Annotated in this window: 16 protein-coding genes; 12 read left to right on the top strand and 4 right to left on the bottom strand. The window is 53.0% G+C overall.

The window, feature by feature from the left end; genetic code table 11:
- Window positions 1-125: 125 nt before the first annotated feature.
- From C7459_RS00550 to fabZ, 10 genes are all read left to right on the top strand, one after another.
- The gene (locus C7459_RS00550; protein ID WP_109685187.1) at window positions 126-374 is read left to right on the top strand and encodes a DUF1146 domain-containing protein; all 249 of its coding nucleotides are present in this window, start codon (window positions 126-128) and stop codon (window positions 372-374) included.
- Window positions 375-457: 83 nt separating this feature from the next.
- Window positions 458-1,219: a YwmB family TATA-box binding protein gene (locus C7459_RS00545; RefSeq protein ID WP_109685185.1), complete on the top strand. Its 762-nt coding sequence runs from the start codon at window positions 458-460 to the stop codon at window positions 1,217-1,219.
- A 15-nt stretch (window positions 1,220-1,234) separates the two neighbouring features.
- The gene (gene murA, locus C7459_RS00540) at window positions 1,235-2,521 is read left to right on the top strand and encodes a UDP-N-acetylglucosamine 1-carboxyvinyltransferase (protein WP_109685183.1); all 1,287 of its coding nucleotides are present in this window, start codon (window positions 1,235-1,237) and stop codon (window positions 2,519-2,521) included.
- Window positions 2,522-2,625: 104 nt separating this feature from the next.
- The gene (spoIID, locus tag C7459_RS00535; RefSeq protein WP_109685181.1) at window positions 2,626-3,636 is read left to right on the top strand and encodes a stage II sporulation protein D; all 1,011 of its coding nucleotides are present in this window, start codon (window positions 2,626-2,628) and stop codon (window positions 3,634-3,636) included.
- 95 nt (window positions 3,637-3,731) lie between these two features.
- Entirely contained in the window at window positions 3,732-4,631 is a 900-nt protein-coding gene (locus C7459_RS00530) for a M23 family metallopeptidase (protein ID WP_109685179.1), read from the top strand.
- Between the two features lie 205 nt (window positions 4,632-4,836).
- Complete coding sequence (gene spoIIID, locus C7459_RS00525; RefSeq protein WP_109685177.1) at window positions 4,837-5,145, top strand: sporulation transcriptional regulator SpoIIID; 309 nt, start codon at window positions 4,837-4,839, stop codon at window positions 5,143-5,145.
- A 114-nt stretch (window positions 5,146-5,259) separates the two neighbouring features.
- A complete protein-coding gene (mreB, locus tag C7459_RS00520) occupies window positions 5,260-6,288 on the top strand; it encodes a rod shape-determining protein (protein ID WP_109685175.1) in 1,029 nt (342 codons plus the stop codon).
- A gap of 31 nt (window positions 6,289-6,319) precedes the next feature.
- Complete coding sequence (locus C7459_RS00515) at window positions 6,320-7,168, top strand: flagellar hook-basal body protein (RefSeq protein ID WP_109685173.1); 849 nt, start codon at window positions 6,320-6,322, stop codon at window positions 7,166-7,168.
- Between the two features lie 35 nt (window positions 7,169-7,203).
- The gene (locus C7459_RS00510; protein ID WP_109685171.1) at window positions 7,204-8,073 is read left to right on the top strand and encodes a flagellar hook-basal body protein; all 870 of its coding nucleotides are present in this window, start codon (window positions 7,204-7,206) and stop codon (window positions 8,071-8,073) included.
- Window positions 8,074-8,234: 161 nt separating this feature from the next.
- Window positions 8,235-8,666, top strand: a complete 432-nt coding sequence (gene fabZ / locus C7459_RS00505; protein WP_109685169.1) for a 3-hydroxyacyl-ACP dehydratase FabZ — start codon at window positions 8,235-8,237, stop codon at window positions 8,664-8,666.
- 110 nt (window positions 8,667-8,776) lie between these two features.
- Here fabZ and C7459_RS00500 read toward each other — a convergent pair whose 3' ends face one another.
- Complete coding sequence (locus C7459_RS00500) at window positions 8,777-9,154, bottom strand: hypothetical protein (RefSeq protein ID WP_109685166.1); 378 nt, start codon at window positions 9,152-9,154, stop codon at window positions 8,777-8,779.
- Between the two features lie 509 nt (window positions 9,155-9,663).
- Window positions 9,664-14,451, bottom strand: coding sequence for an RHS repeat domain-containing protein (locus tag C7459_RS00495; protein WP_211320312.1), 4,788 nt, complete (start codon window positions 14,449-14,451; stop codon window positions 9,664-9,666).
- 295 nt (window positions 14,452-14,746) lie between these two features.
- Between C7459_RS00495 and C7459_RS00490 the strand changes: the two genes are divergently transcribed.
- Window positions 14,747-15,460 (top strand): pre-peptidase C-terminal domain-containing protein, encoded by a 714-nt coding sequence (locus C7459_RS00490; protein ID WP_170119185.1) that lies wholly within the window; start codon window positions 14,747-14,749, stop codon window positions 15,458-15,460.
- A gap of 41 nt (window positions 15,461-15,501) precedes the next feature.
- On the opposite strand, the gene C7459_RS00485 is transcribed toward C7459_RS00490, so the two are convergent.
- On the bottom strand, window positions 15,502-16,080 hold the full coding sequence (locus tag C7459_RS00485; RefSeq protein WP_109685161.1) for an RNA polymerase sigma factor: 579 nt from the start codon (window positions 16,078-16,080) through the stop codon (window positions 15,502-15,504).
- Between the two features lie 260 nt (window positions 16,081-16,340).
- Here C7459_RS00485 and C7459_RS00480 point away from each other — a divergent pair, with 260 nt between their 5' ends.
- Window positions 16,341-16,853: a hypothetical protein gene (locus C7459_RS00480; RefSeq protein WP_109685159.1), complete on the top strand. Its 513-nt coding sequence runs from the start codon at window positions 16,341-16,343 to the stop codon at window positions 16,851-16,853.
- 68 nt (window positions 16,854-16,921) lie between these two features.
- Here C7459_RS00480 and C7459_RS00475 read toward each other — a convergent pair whose 3' ends face one another.
- Window positions 16,922-17,569: a YigZ family protein gene (locus C7459_RS00475; protein ID WP_109685157.1), complete on the bottom strand. Its 648-nt coding sequence runs from the start codon at window positions 17,567-17,569 to the stop codon at window positions 16,922-16,924.
- Window positions 17,570-17,660 lie beyond the last annotated feature (91 nt).

Genomic DNA, 17,660 nt, shown 5'->3' with positions numbered 1-17,660 from the left:
AAAAAGACTCGGACCGCCCACGGTCCGGGTCTTTTTTTGTCCAATACAAAAGTCTAATGTCCCGCGCCCGCAGGTTGTGGTAAAATCGAGTCTGTATGAACTCGTGAGTCGGGAGGTTGCCCCTCATGCCTTTGGATCAAGTCGCGACAGGAGTAGGCTGGACAGCAGGAGTGAACTTGGTCTTGTTGCTGTTCGGCGTGTTGATCGCGTGGTATGCCTTGCAGGCGGTGCGCTGGGATGTGTTTGTCAAAAATCCCAAAAGCCGCCCGGCGGCGGTGTTGCGCTTGTTGGTGGCGGTGGCACTTGGCTACCAACTGATGAAGTTCGTCAGCGATTATGTGTCGATGTCGGGACTGCTCAAACATCTTTTCTAGAAATCTAGCAAGTAGAGTATAAACTCTCCACAGCGCGACCAGAATGGGTAGTATCATTCACAGGGCGTTGGGAGAGATACTTTATGAAAAGAATCGGCATCTACGGCATCATCCTCTGCTTGTTGCTTGCGACCTACAGCATCGTGCAAGCCCGGCAACAGACGGTCGCGGGAACAGCGGACACCGGCGAGTTTCTGGCACAGGCGTTCGCAGCGACCAAGGCCGATGTGGAAGGCTACAGCGTCCACAACTGGTCGGTGATCGACAAGGAGTTTCGCTCGCAGGAACAACTGAAAGCGCTCGGACAGAAGCTCAACAAAACCTTCGCCATCCAAGCCCCGAAGGAAACGCTCGACGGTGGCGGGGATCAGAACTCCTACACCCTGCGCGGCACTCGCGCAGATGGTGGCACCGCGCAGATCGTGTTGACGAGCATGAAGTTCCAAGACCGCTCGCCACAGACAGCGCTGGTGCTGACGGTCGATCGCGACGCGCAAGACCTCGGCGGTTTCCAAGCCGCGATCCAAGAGGTGCGCGAAACGGTCTCCGCTGCGAACGCGATCCCACAAATTAGCACTTGTATCAAAGGTTTGCTGGCTGATAAAATGAGTGACGGTGCATCGAGCACCTTGATCCGCGATGTCTTCCAAGACGTCAAGGCCAAGGAGATCGAAGGTGTGCGCTCCGAACTTGTCACCAGTTTGTCCGGCTATTCTCCTCTAACGAAGGATTACATAGTCACCAATGGGAACAGAATGAACCTACAAGTCGCGGTCCACTACGACGCGCATCTGGACAGGACGCGCGTGTTGGTCGGCTCCCCGATTGTTACGATCGAATATTAGGGTGGAGGGTCACCATTGGCACTTATCGTCGTTCAGGGCGGACAACGCCTAGAAGGCACCGTGCGTGCGTACGGTGCCAAGAATTCAGTGCTGCCACTGTTGGCAGCCACGCTGTTGCCCGAATCTGGCACCTCTCTGCTCCGAGATGTGCCACCGCTCTCCGACGTCCATCACCTGCGCGAGATCTTGCATGCGCTCGGATGCCAGACGGAGGAAGCAGGCGACGGCAATTTGCTTCTCAATGCACAACATGTAGATACAACAGAAGCACCGGCAGCCTTGGTCTCCAAACTGCGGGCTTCTTTTCTCGTTATGGGTCCTTTGTTGTCACGATTCGGCACCGCTCGCGTCGGGTTGCCCGGCGGGTGCTCGATCGGCTCGCGTCCGATCGATTTGCACCTCGAAGGCTTTGAAGCGATGGGTGCCGACATCGAACTAGGAGAGACGTACATCGATGCACGCGCTCCACTGGGCCGTTTGCAAGGCGCGGAGATCACCTTGCGCTTCCCAAGCGTCGGTGCGACACAGAACTTGATGATGGCCGCCGTCCTCGCCGAGGGCGTGACGGTGCTGGACAACGCCGCCAAGGAACCGGAGATCGTCGATCTCGCGGACTTCCTGAACGCGATGGGCGCCGATGTGCGCGGCGCTGGCAGCGAGACGATCTCCATCTATGGCGTCGATTCGTTGCACGGTGCCGAGCACTCGATCATCCCAGATCGCATCGAGTCGGGGACATTCCTCGTCGCGGGCGCGATCACAGGTGGCGACGTGCTGGTCGAAGGGGCGCAGGCGATCCATCTGTTGCCGGTCATCGAGAAGCTTCGCGAGGCAGGTGCGACGATCGTGGAGGAAAAAACCGGCCTGCGCGTAACACGCACCGGCCGGTTGCGTCCGCTCGACGTGACCACCGGCGTGCATCCCGGCTATCCGACCGACATGCAAGCCCAATTGACGGCGTTGCTCGCGGTGACGCCAGGGACTTCGTATGTGACGGAGACGGTGTTTGAGAACCGCTTCCAGCATCTCGACGAGCTGGCGCGGATGGGCGCGAATGTGCGCATCGACGGACAGACGGCGGTGATCACCGGCGTGGCCTGTCTGCAGGGTGCAGACGTCGCCGCGACCGACCTGCGGGCTGGAGCGGCGATGATCCTCGCGGGCCTCGTGGCCGAGGGGGAGACCCGCGTACACGCGATCCATCACATCGAGCGCGGCTATGTCGACATCGTGGAACGCTTCCGCCAACTGGGAGCGAACGTACACCGCACAGAGGGTGTCCGAGAACTGCAATTCAAATAAAACGACTCTAGTGCCGCCGCGCACTAGGGTCGTTTTTTTCATAACGCCTCGCTCATTCTCATAGACTCTGATAGACACTCTGAGAATGGAGGAACACCCCGCACATGAACAAAAAGACCTGGCTCCTCATCCCGCTCGCCATCCTCGCGCTGCTCACCGCAACGATCCTCGTGCCGTCGGCGTTGGTCGCGTTCTGGCCCTCGACGGAGCAACATCAGATTTCCTCCCAAAGCCTCGTGGGGTTGAACAACAGAGATGACATCGAGATCAAACTCTACCTCAAATCGGAAAACAAAGTCGTGCCGATCACGCTGGAGAAGTACGTGCGCGGCGTCGTCGCGGCGGAGATGCCGGTGACATTTGCAGAGGAAGCCTTGAAAGCCCAAGCGGTCGCCGCCCGCACCTACATCGTGCGCCGCTTGGTGCTGGGGGTCAAAACCGCCGAGGGTGCGGACGTCAGCGATGACCACAACGACGGCCAAGCGTATAGCACGGACGAGAAGTTGCAGCAGAACTGGGGCATGTTGAACTACCCGAAAAACATCTCGAAGATCAACAACGCCGTCAACGCGACCGAGGGCCAAGTGTTGCTCTATGAAGGCAAGCCGATCGAAGCTTTATTTTTCTCCACATCGAGCGGCAAGACGGAGAATTCAGAAGACTATTGGGGCAAGCAGATTCCCTACCTGCGCTCCGTGGACAGCCCGTGGGACCTCCAATCGGAGAAGTACAGCGCGCAACTGAGCCTGTCGCTCAACGAATTCCGCGACAAATTGGGCATCACCACCGTTCCGACCACAAGCCTTGGGCGCTTGATCCTGCCCATCGAGCGCACCGCCGCCGATCATATCAAGAAAATCAAAGTCGGTGACAAAACATTCAGCGGGCCCGACTTCCGCAAGTTGCTCGGCCTGCGCTCCACGATGTTCACGTGGGAGGTCACAGCCAACACGATCACGTTCCACACCAGCGGGTATGGGCACGACGTCGGGCTCTCGCAGTACGGGGCGGACGGGATGGCGAAGGAAGGGAAAAAGGCGCAGGAGATCCTCCTGCACTACTACCAAGGCGTGAACATCGGCCATGCGGTCGACTTGCTACCGAAAACGAAATAGCTTGTGCAACCACGTCATTTTTTATGAAAAAACTCTGGGGCGACATGTTTATCAAACTCGTATTCGGGTGAGAATGTCATTCAGAGGTGATTGACATGAACAACAACAATGAAAACAAAAACCTGCAAGACAATGCGCAAGAAACGAACAAATCCCCCAAGTCTTCGTTTTTTGCCAAACGCTGGACGTTCCCGGTTATCTATCTCGCAGCATCCGTCCTCATCGTTGGTTTGATGTACGCCAAGTCTCAAAATGCGGCACCTTACGATGTGAAGAAAACGACGGAAACTCCGAAAGTAGCAGGTCCGGCAGTCCCGAGCACCGACACCGATGCAACGGCAGCCAACGCTGCCCCGACCTTCCAATGGCCGGTTGGCGAAGGCGGTGCCGACGCGGCCGTCTCGATGGACTTCTACCGCGACGATGCATCGGAAGAGGACAAAGCAGCTTCGATCATTTCGTATGACAACAGCTTCATCGCGAACCAAGGCGTCAACCTCGGTTTGAAAAACGACGCGTCCTTCACCGTCGTCTCCGCAGCCAAAGGCACCGTGCTCAGCGTCTCCGAAGACCCGCTGATGGGGCAGACGATCGAGATCCAACACGAGGGTGGCTACACCACCTACTACGCATCCCTGACCAGCGTCGATGTACAAAAAGGCGCACAAGTGCTCGCCGGACAACCGATCGCCAAGACTGGCAACAACCGTCTGGAGAAGGATGAGAAAAACCACCTGCACTTCGAACTGCGCAAGGACGGCAAACCGGTCGACCCGAACACCGTGCTCCCGAAAAAGCCGAAGCTCGACAACGCGAAAACCACCCACACCGACTCGGAGCAATCGGCGGCCACCACGTCTACCGATGCCCAAGAGAAGGCGTCGAGCACCAGCACCGCTCCGGCGGAGAAAAAGCCAGACGCGGCGACCAACAGCAAGATGCCGGCTCCCGCAACTCCCGCAGCACCGTCCGCTCCGGCTGAGAAAACAGAGTAAGCCGAATAGAGGAAAAAACCGCTTCCCCCAACGGGTGAGGCGGTTTTTTTTCTGCGCTTGCACAGGAAATGCTAGGGTGAGATAGAGAGAGATATTTGGCGAAAACCGCGTGCCAGAGCTTGTCAATCCGCAATTTTGGAATATGGTGTACCCCTCCTCATATACATGTATCAGACAATCCGACGAACATGGGGAGGCGAAGGGAATGCACGATTACATCAAAGAACGCACCCTAAAAATCGGCGAATACATCGTGGAGACCAAGAACACGGTCCGAACGATCGCACGCGAGTTTGGGGTATCCAAGAGCACGGTGCACAAGGACCTGACGGAGCGGCTGCCGGAGATCAACCCAGACTTGGCGAATCGCGTCAAAGAGATTCTGGAATACCACAAATCGATTCGTCATCTGCGGGGTGGGGAAGCGACGAAAAAGAAGTACCGCAAGGACGAAACCAAGCGGAAATTGGCGAAAAACCTACATGTGGAAAGAGGAGTTTCCGCGCCCCTGTAGAACTTCTAGAGAGCGGAATCTCATCTACTTAGCCTCTAGCGGCGTTAACCGTTCATGAGACTTCGCTTCTTATCATGTACACATGTAACGGGGCTAAGGGAGGATCACTTTCACATGTTCGGAATCGACATCGGCGTGGACTTGGGCACAGCGAACGTGCTGGTCCATGTCAAGGGTAAGGGCATCGTACTCGATGAGCCGTCAGTCGTGGCCATCGACAGCATAACGAAAAAGGTAGTAGCCGTCGGCGAAGAGGCGCGTCGGATGTTAGGGCGCACGCCGGGTCACATCGTGGCAACCCGGCCTCTGCGCGAGGGCGTCATCGCCGACTTTGATACGACGGAGATCATGCTTAAGCACTTCATCAATAGATCCACGGGCAAGAGCCCGTTCAAGCGCCCGCGCGTGATGATCTGCGTGCCGTCCGGGATCACCTCGGTCGAGCAAAAAGCGGTCATCGAAGCGGCTGAGCGCACCGGGGCGAAGCAAGTCTACTTGATTTCAGAACCGAAGGCAGCGGCGATCGGGGCCGGATTGGATATCTTTGAACCGTCTGGCAGCATGGTGGTCGATATTGGAGGAGGCACAACCGACGTCGCAGTTCTGTCGCTCGGGGACGTTGTCACCTCCAATTCGATTCGCGTCGCAGGGGACAAGTTCGATGAAGCGATCATCCGTCATATACGCAAGGAACATTCCCTATTGATCGGTGAACGAACGGCAGAGGAAATCAAGATCAAAGTTGCGTCCGTGTTCCCGAATGCCCGCCATGAGCGGTTGGACATTCGCGGTCGCGACATGATCAGCGGTCTGCCCAAGACGGTGTCGGTAGAATCGGAAGAGATGCGGGAAGCGTTGCAGGAGACGGTCGATCTGATCGTCGTCGCGACGCATAGCGTATTGGAACAGACACCGCCAGAACTGGCAGCCGATATCTTCGACAAAGGCATCATCCTCACAGGTGGTGGCGCCCTGTTACACGGGCTGGACCGCTTGTTGCAACAACAGCTAGAAGTTCCGGTACACATCGCCGCAGATCCGTTGTTCTGCGTCGTCAAAGGCACAGGCATTGCGCTGGACAACCTCAACAAAGTCACTCGATCCCTGTTGAACAAAAAAACCTCGAACGTCGTCCATGTCTGATTCGCAGACTCGTCAAGGGAGGAATTGAGCTATGATACGCGGTTTGTACATCGCACAATCTGGCATGCAGTCCAACGAGCGCATGCAGGAAGTGGTTACCAACAACATCGCCAACGCCAACACCGTTGGGTACAAAGGCGATACAGGCGTCATCCGTTCGTTTCCAGATGAACTGCTGTTCCGGATCAATGACCAGCAAAAAGGCGGCGCGGGCGCGAACGAACGCACGATCGGCACCTTGAGCGGCGGGGCGTTTCTCGAAGAGATCGTGCCGCGTTTTGTCCAAGGGCAGCTCCTCGCATCGGACAACCCGCATGCGCGGGCGATCATCGACGGACCGCCGCGTGACGATCAGGACTTCCGCCGGGCGTTTTTCCCAGTGTCGGAGCGTCAGAGCGGCAAAGTCATGTATACGCGCGACGGTGATTTCCATGTCGAGCAAGGCACGAATTTCCTCGTCGATTCGGGTGGCAATTACGTGCTGCCGGTCGACCAGCGTTCACACAACGCGGTGGACAACCTGCGCATTCAAGTCGGGACAGATGGCAAGTACAACATCACCGACAACACAGGCGCCGCGTATGTTCCGCCGGCGGGCAATGGTCCGGTTCAGGAAGGCATCGTCTACCTCCAGGACAGCACCAAGCTGGAAAAGTACGGCGATACGCTCTACCAAGGCGGCACCGTGCTGACCGCCAACAACGACTTGGTCGGTCTGTCCTCGACGATGGCGGAGAAGCAATTGGAGCAATCCAATGTCGATCTCTCGGCGTCGATGGTCTCGATGATGCAAGTGATGCGCAGTTACGAAGCCAACCAAAAGATGATCCGCACGCTGGACACCACGTTGGAGAAGGCCGTCAGCATCGGACGTCTATAGAATCAGGTTTGAGAATCGTGAGGGAGGTGTGACGGATGAGAGCTTTGTATACGTCGGCGCATGGGATGAACGCCCAGCAATCGCGCCTGGATACGATCGGGCACAACTTGGCGAACTTGAACACCACCGGGTACAAGACGGAGGATGTGCAGTTCAAGGACATGCTGTACATGACGATGTTGCAAAAGGACGAAGTCAAGGCGCTGGACAAGCGTCAGACCACCGAAAACCTGCGTCTGGGCGCTGGTGTGCTCGCCGTCGGTACGGCGCTGTCCTTTGTACAGGGCAGCTTGCAGTCGACGCAGAGCCCGCTCGACGTGGCGATTGAAGGGGATGGATTCTTCAAAGTCCGCGCCTACGATCAAAATGGCCAACAGTTTGAAGCCTACACCCGTGACGGCTCCTTCAAGGTCGGACAAGTCGGCACGGAGCAATACTTGGTGACGGCGGACGGCAACCCTGTGCTGGATACGACAGGCAACCCGATCAACCTGACCGGATTTGAGACCGACTCGCTGACGATCGATGAGAACGGCATGATCACCGGTCTGCCGAATGCAGCGGGTGGTGGCGGTGCTGCACCAGGTCAAGCGACTCCGCGTCTCGAAGTCGGGCAGTTGGAAGTCACACGGGTCGTACACCCGGAATCCAACCTCGTAGGGGCTGGGGAGAACCTCTTCCGCCTGCATGCACAGGTGAACGCGCTGGACGTGCAAGCCAACGCGGTCATCGTCAACGGTGAGCGTCACAGCCGCGTGCAACAGCGAGCGGTGGAGATGTCGAACGTCGACATGTCGACGCAGATGACGGAGATGATCGTGGCACAGCGGGCGTACAGCATGAATGCGCGGGCGTTGACCACAACCGATCAGATGATGGGCATCGCGAACAGCCTGCGTTCGTAGGTGACATAAAAAGCACCTCTGCCAATATGGCGAGGTGCTTTTTATATAAACTTCCATGCCGACCGGTCGGCTGCGGAAGGTGTTGGTAGTATATGTGGACGAGGTCAAGGCTATACGGTATCCTGAAAGATAAGCAACTTTAACTGAGGAGGACTCTACATATGATGAACATTGATGAGATTCAAAACGTTCTGCCGCACCGCTATCCGTTCCTGCTCGTCGACCGCATCGAGGAGATCGTCGTCGGTCAGAAGGCGATTGGGATCAAGAACGTGACGGTCAACGAGCCGTTTTTCCAAGGTCACTTCCCAGGCTATCCGGTCATGCCGGGCGTGCTGATCGTCGAAGCGATGGCACAAGTCGGCGGCGTTGCGATGCTGTCGAAGGAAGAGAACAAAGGCAAACTGGCGCTGTTTGGCGGGATCGACGCCTGCCGGTTCCGTGGACAAGTCCGTCCGGGCGATGTGCTGCGCATGGAAGTGGAGATCACCCGCATGAAGGGCCCCGTTGGCAAGGGCAAGGGCACCGCGACTGTGAACGGGACTGTGGTGTGTGAGGCGGAGTTGATGTTTGCGTTTGTGGAACAGAAGTAGGAAGTTCGTCGAATAGGAAAAAACGCGGAGGCCGATGGCCATCCGCGTTTTTTGTTTAACAGTCAGAGTTTGGGTCGGAGTTGCCCAGAGTCATTTGTCGACCGCCACTACTAAAACTCATGGATACCTTGCTTTACATCCTTAGCTAAGACTTCGTAACATCCAAAATCCTCAAAGAAAATCACATAGTGATTGAACTCAAAAGGTTCATGGTCCCTGTATGTCTGCTTGGCTTCTTCCAGCCAAGGTGATGTGACTTCCATACAAACAGAATTATAAGCACTAATATGTCTGAGTTCGACTATGGGCAGGTATGATTTTTTATAGCCGATCACCTCGTAAAAGGTTAGTCCTGTCCAAGCGTACCCGCCTGTTTCCAGTTCATAATCGTAATTCAAATAGAGCAGGTTCTTTCCCACTGAAAATGTTGGGGGAGTTGTGAAATCTTGTGACAGGTGCTCGATGACAAAGATTTTAGCGAGTTGCATGTATTTCACTCCTTTTTTTGCGTTCATAGAAAGGAACTAAGCACAACGCATCCGATCAGACCGAGCCAAATCGGTAGACTTACGGAAGGTCGGGGAATCAGAAGATTGAGTTACGTCACATGCGGAAACACACTGGTGATAACCGCTTGATCTCATCACATACACTACTGACCAGAAAGCAATATAGCGTATAACAGCAGGTAGGTTAGGTTTAGAAGTATCGCTACAAGTTTCAAACGTCGAGCACGTTTCGTAACGACTAGTAAGACAATGGCCACTATGGTAGCTACTAAGGAAACCAAACCGGAGAGGATTACGTACTGTGGTGGAAACAAGTAGAAAATCCATAGCCATCCTGCATTTTTTAAATCGCTCGGTGTACCGCTGCCAACAGTCAGATAGATGATCCACGCTAGTAGATGATAACACCCAATATATAATGGAGTATTCGATAAAAATTTAATAGTACAAACACATCCTTTCCTTGTCTCTTAATCTGGGAAGAGAGGTTACGGAATGTTATTCCACTTTACCCACGGAGCAATATCATATTTACTGTGCATGTCCTCATCGTTTGGACTGTAATAATTATATGTCCCCATATCGGAAGGAAAATTGTATTCCGTTAGCAATACGTGGTCGCTATCAAATACCATTTCAAAATGGCCATCAGCAGAAACATACTTCGTATTCGTAAAGCCCGAATGCATGTGAAGCAAAGTTTTATACCAAGGTAGTTCTACCCATTTGAATTCTTCAGGTAAACTGTCCTGTATTTTTTGGAAATTTGACCAAGAGTATTGCAAGTTAAGTTTGTTTCTGAAGTAGTGCTGCTCCTTTGTTAGGTCGCCAGTTGGTATAGTTGGCATTGCAGTAATATCTTCATCTACATTTGTAAACGCACCCCCAGTTGTCTTATACTTATTTTTTCGGAAAGATTCGGCTAGATTGTGCCAACCTTCTTTATTTTCATCATCAGCAAGGAGGTATTCATTTGTGAGATGCCACAAGTACGAGTACGCAGCAGGAGACATTTGCCCGTTCTTGTACAAATTAACCTCCTCTGATGTAATATGACCCGTCGGGTCAAAGAATCGAATCGGATTATTTTGGACATACGCATACAAGTTCAAACTGAGCGGATTTTCAACTTGTCCTAAATAGGTGTCCTGAATCATGAAACGTCCTTGCACAGGGTCATACCAGCGAGCACGAAGATATTGAAGTGAAGCGGTGTTATCCCAATACTCACCGGAGTAAAGGAACGGATTCGACATCTGTTCTTGCATGGTGATCGGATTGCCCCAGATGTCGTACTCATAGCTGTTCAGGAGGGCACCGTTGGCGTCACGGATTTCTTTGACATCACCGTGGTTGTTCATGGTGTAGTATCCCTTGCGTCCTGCTGCAGCGTCATCAATTCGCTCGATCAAGCCTTGACCTCGGACATAGCGAGCTGTGAATACAGGTGTCCCGGAAGTCACGTCCGCTTCTGCAACAAGCGATTGTCCGTCGTAGTAGAAGCGAGTGGTCTTATCGCTTGTTGTGCGTTCATACAGTTGATTGTCGCCGTTGTATTTGTAGGTGACGACTTCGTTTTTGTCGGTGGTTACTTTGGTGAGTCGTTGCCACCCGTCATACTCATAGGTACCGCCGCGTTCAGCTACGACATTGTCACGTTCCGTTGCAAGCGTCGAGCGATTTCCACGAGCATCATACGAATAGTTCTCATTAAACTGACTGGAGGTTGAAATTCGATTCAACTTGTCGTAGGTATAGGCAGAAGGTGCGGTATTTTCGGTTTTTGCAGACAGGTTACCTGCCAAGTCATACGAATAGCTTGCATTGTTGACCGTGTTGGCTCCTTGTTTTTGAGTCAATGCAGACAACTGACCGATGTCGTTGAACCCGTAGGTGGTCACCACTTGGTTGGCTTGGGTAGATTGTTGCAGTTTGCCTCCAGGTGTGTACGTGTACGTCACTTCAGGGGTGCTCGTCGCGCTGGTGAGCTGTACGGTGCTCAGTTGGTTATTGGCGTTGTACGTGAAGTAGGTTTCATTGCCAGCCGGGTCGAGCAATTTGCTGCGTTGGCCATTTGCGAGATACGTATACCCGATGGACTTGCTGTCCGGGAAGGTGACGCCAGTTAGCGCCTCATCTTCTTGGTACGCAAAGGTCGTGGAACCTGTTGCATCCACCATCTTGGTACGGTGCCCCAGCAAATCGTACTCATAGGAAATGCTGTCCGTTACACCAGACGTGGAGGTGACGGTTTTTTTCGTTTGCTGGTTGCGGTTGTTGTACTCGAAGCTGTACGTGTATTGCCCGGTTCGATCGGATTGCTTGATTGGGTTGTGGTTTGCATCATAGTAGGTCTTGACCGTTTTTAACAGCGTGTCAGTCGAGGTGGACGGTGAGCCCAATTCATCGAAGGTCGTCGTCTCTGTTTTGCCATCTGGGTACTTGACGGAGGTGCGGTTCCCACGCATGTCGTAACCATACGAAGTGGTACGATTCTCCGGGTCTGTGACAGCAAACAGTTGGGAGAGTGCGTCATAGCTGTAGGTATAGGTGTTGTTGTTTCCGTCGGTTTTCGACAACACATTCCCTGCTAGGTCATACTGTGCAGTTTGCAAGACTTGGCTGCCGGTAGTTTTGAGCACTTCGGACTTGAGTACGTGACCGAGCACATCGGACGTTTCTTGTGTAGCAATGCCGTCAGCGTCCGTGACTTTCTTGGTTCTGGCAACATCGTTGTAATCGGTGGTGGTTTTGCTACCGTCTTGGGTATTCGTGACCGTGGTCGGGCGGCCATAAGCATCAAACGTAGCATCTGCGCCGTGTCCGGTTACATCTTCCGTGTGTTTGACGCGTCCGTAGGTGTCATAGACGTTTTTGAGGCGGGCTTGGTACTGACCGTTGATGTAGAGGCCTTGCTCATACTTCCAGCCCATCGCGTTGAACTTGTTGACAGCGGTCTTCAAGGTTTGGCCCGTGGTTTCGTTTTTGTCGATCTTGGTGACCGTGTTGTTGATGTCATCGTAGGCAAAGGTCATGCTGGCTTTGTCCGGGAAGATCGCTTTCGTGACGCGTCCGAGCGCATCGTATGCATAGGTGGTGATATTTCCTTTGGCATCCGTCGATTGAACGGGCTGGCCCAACACGTTGTCAAAAGTGTACTGCGTCGTGAGCGGTGTGACCTTCCCATCGGGGTCGGTGAGGCTCGACGATTGTGTGATTTTAAACTGAGCGGTCGTATCATACGCGGTCGTCGATGAGATCGTCTTGCCACCTGTGTCCGTGATGTTTTCATGAACGGCGGTTACCGCTCCGGATGCGTTTTTGTCATAGGTGTACGTGGACTGACGAAGTAACGTATTGTCTTGGTCTTTTACTTCGACCTTGGTTACCAGCCCGGATGAGGTTTCATAGGTCGTGTTGGTGTCCGAGTACTTGTTCCCGGATGTTGCCGATGGGGAACCTTGCAAGTAGACACGGGTATTCGTCAGGTAGTAGTGATCCTGATTGTTGGTGTCAGTGTACTTTGTGTACGTATGGGTCGTGGTTTGACCGTTGGCGCCCACCTGCTTGATCACATTTCCGAGGTTATCGTATTCGGAAGTCGTGGTGGTGGTTGTCTTGGTCTGCGGAGTGGAGACTTTAAAAGTATCGCTTGTGACTGTATTCGGGATCGTGAACCTTCTCACGGTGTCGTAGGTGTAGGTGTTGTTGATTTGCCATTGGTCATGTGTTTCGTTTTTACTAGTCAGCAGATAGTACGAGTAATCTGTGTAGTAGACTTGCTGGTAGGTGAACACCGTCTTATTCCCTAGCTCATCAGAAAGGGTTCTGGTGAACGGTTCGATAAAATTCAAATTGGAAGGAACGTTCTGCTCACCTGTGTACTGCATGGTGTAGTGATTGAATTTAGTGGTTGCATCCGTCGGCGTATAAGTCGCGACATCTGATACCAGGTAGTTACTCCGCATCCCATTGTTTACATATACGGGGTCTACCTTTGTATAAGTAAATGATGTTTTCGAGCCGGTAGGGTAAACTACATCTGAGACCAAGACATAGGGGTCATATAAGTAATAACTTGTAGCTGTCCAATAGTAGGCACCCTTTACAGCGTAGCTGTATTTGGTACTGCGACCAACTGGGTCGACCACTTCATTCAAGGTGTAGAAGTCTGTACTTCGCTCTGGAAGTGAGTTTTTCGTGAATTTGTACAAGACTTTTTGTTGTGTGGAACTATTGGTGTTGCCAGCTGTCAACGTGTATTGCAAATCTGTGTACGCGATCTTGATGTATCCTCCGGTTGAGGATTGAATACTCGTTACTAGATTGTAGGACTGGCCTCGGAGAGGAACCAGCTCTTTGGTAAAAGTAATAGAACCGCCTTTGCTGTTCACCATCTTCGTGCTGCTATCTCCGAAAATATAGGTGATATCTGATTTGTAAAACTTAATTTGCGGGACTCCATTAATATACTCTATTTTGTAATCCTGATAGGGGTAGTTTTCTAAGGTGTAGTGGTAATTAAAATCAGCAGCGCTATAGTAGCTGGTCATCCGGTACGTACCTTGTCCAGGCAAGTGCAAGTAAGAGTCATACCTACCATCGTAGTTCGGTGCGGAAACGGGTTCGACCCAAGGAATGTTCCAGGACCAACCTCCTCCTAATTGGTACAATTGCTGTTCCAACGAGAGGCGCGGGGTGCCAGACGCTTGTTCTAAAGCCATCGAACTTCCACTGTCATAACTACGGTTTAATGTGAATTCTAAACCGTTCTCAGCTTGGATCGTCAAGTCGTCATTGGACAACACAGAACTGCCTGATAAGGTGGAGATCATCGAATTGCCTACAGGTACAGCAAAGGGAACTTGGTCAAACTTAAGGTTGGGATCGTATTTACTTTCTGATGTTGCCGTGTTTGTTGAGGGGGTTGCTGTTAAAGCACGCACTTCTTCCTCGGTAGGTGCAGGATCGATGACTACTTTCGGGGTCTCGTCGTTACGCTTCGTGCTTGGACGCTGTTGATGCAGGGCTTCTTTGAGGCTTTTTTTGTTCTTCTTGGCAGTTTCCAAGGACTTGCGGACTTCTTGGATCGTCTGGCCTTCAAAGAGTGCGTTTTGAATCTCATCTGCCGGTACATCAAATTCTTGGCTCAACTTGTCCACGGGACTGAGTTGCACGGTGGACTTTTTACTATCTTGGGCTTGTACAGTGGGGGCTAGGCTTGTGAGGAGAATCAGGGTAGCCGTGACCGCTGACAGCAATCGCTTCGTTTTCAACATAGATCACCTGTTTTCTTAGAATCATGCTAGGGCATGGTAATTTACTTGTAGATAGTAAGGCTTATACACCTCTTCCTGATTCTGGTTTCACAAGGTTGCAAATGAAGTTTATAACGGGATCGACAGATTTGTAAATTTAAGGTTCGCAATTATCGAAACTTGTCGGAAGTTTCGAAAGTATGAGTATCATAGACTATTTGCCGAGAATGGCTATCCATTTGATTCCATATGCTTTATGATTCAAGTACACAAGGTTGCGAACATTTGCTTTCAGGAACGAGGAGTGGACTTAATGAAAAAAACGACAAATCGTTGGTTGGCGGGTGCTCTGATTATGCTAGCGCTGGCAGCCACAGTGATCCAACCGGCCCAAGCAGAGTCGACGCAACAGCAACAAGTTCAGACACAGGACCTGACAAAACCGGACGTGACGATGCCCCGTGTTTCCGTAGGGGGATCACCGACCGTAACCAATACCGTGGAAAAGCCGAATACGCTCATCCCGATTCCTCCGATGATCCCGCCCACAAGTATCACAGAGCCCAACAACGATCTCGCACACGCATCTAGCATTCTGGCGGCTACGTTGTACCAAACGTCCTTGGAACTGGCGGCCGATCTCGATGTGTTCAAGATCACGGCTACGAAGACCGCTCGCTACCATCTGTCGGTGAAAACGCCTGCGTTGAATACCTTTACCGTCAAGGTGTTAAACTCCACAGGTGCTGTTGTAGCAACGGGTCAATCGAAACAAGGGATCCAACAGGAAATCGAGTTCAACGCACAGGCAAGCTCGGTGTACTACTTCCAGGTCTCCGATGTCAATGGGGCCACGACACAACAAGACTACTCCCTTGAATTCACCGAATCCTCTGGGGTCTATGTGTACAACTCGCAAAATCGCATCCTCAACTACACGGTCCATCGCGGACTGAACAACTACCGCATGGATTACACCTACGATGGTAACGGCGTTTTGCTCAAAAAGATCAAGGTCGCATTGTAATTCCTACTAATAGAAGACGGCAAGATGAGAAAAAGACCCGGTCAGTAGCGACCGGGTCTTTTTTTCAATTCGGCTTTGATTTTGGCAAATGCGCGTTGCTTCCACGTGTTCACGGTGTCAGGATGGACTCCTTCAAGACGGGCGAGTTCCGTCATGCTGTAGCCGTCGATGACCAGTCGTTGGACGGCGAGGGCTTGGCGTTCGGAGAGCGAGGCGAGCAGTTCCCGCCATTCGAGCTCGGAGAAATTGTCCTCGGCTTGTGGGTCTACTGTCAACTCCAACGGAGATTCGCCCTCGCTGGACTCGGAATCTCCCGCCGAGTAGACTATTTCCCGGGAAGTTGTGCGATTTTTCACACGAAGGAATTGCCAGACGGCAGCACGGGTCTGGGTCTTGGCATGGGCAGCGAAGGGATGACCCCGTGCAGGATCGAACGTGTAGACGGCTTTGAGGAAGCCGAGGTAGGATTCCTGCAGCAGATCGCTGCGCTCGTTGTGCGGGACTTGAAAGTGTCGGGCGGCGGCTTGGATGAGGTTGTCAAATTCGTGGAGCAGTTCGAGCAGCGCGGCGGAGTCTTGCGCCTGCGCTTTTTGTACAACGGGTGTCCAGTGGTCGGACATCTATGAATTCCCCTCATGACGGGGACCGGTCCTCGTGTGGTGTCGTATACGCAGGTTCAGCATAGGACAGGTCCACCACCGCGTCCAAAGCGTAGCGAACAGTCCGTCGTACAGGAGTGAAGTTCAGCGGGATTCGACTGAGTTTGAGTCGGTGGGGACTCGTTGTATGTCATAGCGTGGGTTGACGTTGATTCAACTTGTGTTAAGATATGAAAAGTAATAAGGGTTCAATTATTCAACGAACGGGAGTTGTTTAAGGAATGGTGGCAACCGTGGAGAGACGAGACGTGCCGGAAGTGGTGGGCGTTGAGCACTTCATACGGGATTTGGCGGTATTGGAGCCTGTCTACGTGGAAGGCGGTGGAGATATGACGAGGATGATGCGGGTGGACGGATCGAGTTGGATTGATCCCCGACCGGTGCCGGTGGTGCTAAAAGGGATTGCGCGTTATTACGGCGTCGATCTCACGGCTGTACGGGAGCGCTATGGGGATATACTAGGGAAACGGCTGCATGTTCCGCTACCCTTTTCAACACATCTCGTGTTGGTTCCGCTCAAGATGCGGACCCCGCGTGTGGCAAAGGACGGCACCACGGGATATGTTGCCGCCCATGTGATCACAGGGATTGCCGAAGGGCACTCGCCTACCGCCTGTCGACTCGATTTGTCTGAGGGTCGCACGCTCACCTGCCTACAGAGTGCTGATTTTGCCCACCAACAACTTCGACATGCGCGGATTGTGCAGACCTTCTATGTAGAGCGCATGCGATGAGGGGACATGAAAAGGGCGCTCTGTACACGGGCGTGTACGGAGCGCCTTTTAATAGAATGAAATGCATCCTATTGAACTAATTTGCCATCTCGTTCGAATAGGTAGCGTTGGTCCGTGTTGGTCAGGAGCGCTTGCCCATTGGTGGCGTTGATGAGTTTCTGGTGCAGGGCTTCGGTGTCATCCACCGGGCAGAGCGCGTAGACGGTCACCCGATCCAGATACTCAACGCGGTCGATGTGCCAGCCCCCGGCGTGGAGTTCATTCTCGATCTTGCCATACCAGGTGTAGTCGATCTCGATCGCAATTTCTTGGAAGAGAATTCGTGTCACGATCTGGGCTGCCTGCAAACCAGCTCCACAACCCGCGCTATAGGCGCGGATCAATCCGCCTGCTCCGAGCATGATCCCACCGAAGTAACGGGTCACGACCACGGCGACATTGTGCAGTTCTTCCTTTTTGATCACTTCGAGGATCGGCTTCCCCGCTGTGCCTGAGGGTTCGCCGTCGTCGTTCGCTTTTTGGATCTCGTCGTGCGGCCCGCATACATAGGCATAACAGTTGTGCGTGGCATCCCAGTGCTTTTTTTGCAAACCCGCGATGAATTGCAACGCCTCCTCCTCCGAGGAGACCGGTGTGGCGTATCCGATGAACCGGGATTTTTTTATGATCAGCGTGTCCTCGCCCGGTGCGAGCAAGGTGCGATAGGATTTGAGCATGACGTACCTCCCTGCTTACGACTACCTCTAATCGTAAGGTTGTCGCCATGAAAATGCAACTTGTCACCCTTTTGTTACTGTACTTCAATTG

The organism is Tumebacillus permanentifrigoris, assembly GCF_003148565.1.
Classification (GTDB): domain Bacteria; phylum Bacillota; class Bacilli; order Tumebacillales; family Tumebacillaceae; genus Tumebacillus; species Tumebacillus permanentifrigoris.
Note: the sequence above shows the minus strand (reverse complement) of the source record. Positions and strands in the feature narration are given on the sequence as shown.

Coding starts and splice junctions, on each gene's coding strand:
- C7459_RS00550 (WP_109685187.1), top strand. CDS start 126: ATGCCTTTGGATCAAGTCGCGACAGGAGTAGGCTGGACAGCAGGAGTG.
- C7459_RS00545 (WP_109685185.1), top strand. CDS start 458: ATGAAAAGAATCGGCATCTACGGCATCATCCTCTGCTTGTTGCTTGCG.
- spoIID (WP_109685181.1), top strand. CDS start 2,626: ATGAACAAAAAGACCTGGCTCCTCATCCCGCTCGCCATCCTCGCGCTG.
- C7459_RS00530 (WP_109685179.1), top strand. CDS start 3,732: ATGAACAACAACAATGAAAACAAAAACCTGCAAGACAATGCGCAAGAA.
- spoIIID (WP_109685177.1), top strand. CDS start 4,837: ATGCACGATTACATCAAAGAACGCACCCTAAAAATCGGCGAATACATC.
- mreB (WP_109685175.1), top strand. CDS start 5,260: ATGTTCGGAATCGACATCGGCGTGGACTTGGGCACAGCGAACGTGCTG.
- C7459_RS00515 (WP_109685173.1), top strand. CDS start 6,320: ATGATACGCGGTTTGTACATCGCACAATCTGGCATGCAGTCCAACGAG.
- C7459_RS00510 (WP_109685171.1), top strand. CDS start 7,204: ATGAGAGCTTTGTATACGTCGGCGCATGGGATGAACGCCCAGCAATCG.
- fabZ (WP_109685169.1), top strand. CDS start 8,235: ATGATGAACATTGATGAGATTCAAAACGTTCTGCCGCACCGCTATCCG.
- C7459_RS00500 (WP_109685166.1), bottom strand. CDS start 9,154: ATGCAACTCGCTAAAATCTTTGTCATCGAGCACCTGTCACAAGATTTC.
- C7459_RS00490 (WP_170119185.1), top strand. CDS start 14,747: ATGAAAAAAACGACAAATCGTTGGTTGGCGGGTGCTCTGATTATGCTA.
- C7459_RS00485 (WP_109685161.1), bottom strand. CDS start 16,080: ATGTCCGACCACTGGACACCCGTTGTACAAAAAGCGCAGGCGCAAGAC.
- C7459_RS00480 (WP_109685159.1), top strand. CDS start 16,341: ATGGTGGCAACCGTGGAGAGACGAGACGTGCCGGAAGTGGTGGGCGTT.
- C7459_RS00475 (WP_109685157.1), bottom strand. CDS start 17,569: ATGCTCAAATCCTATCGCACCTTGCTCGCACCGGGCGAGGACACGCTG.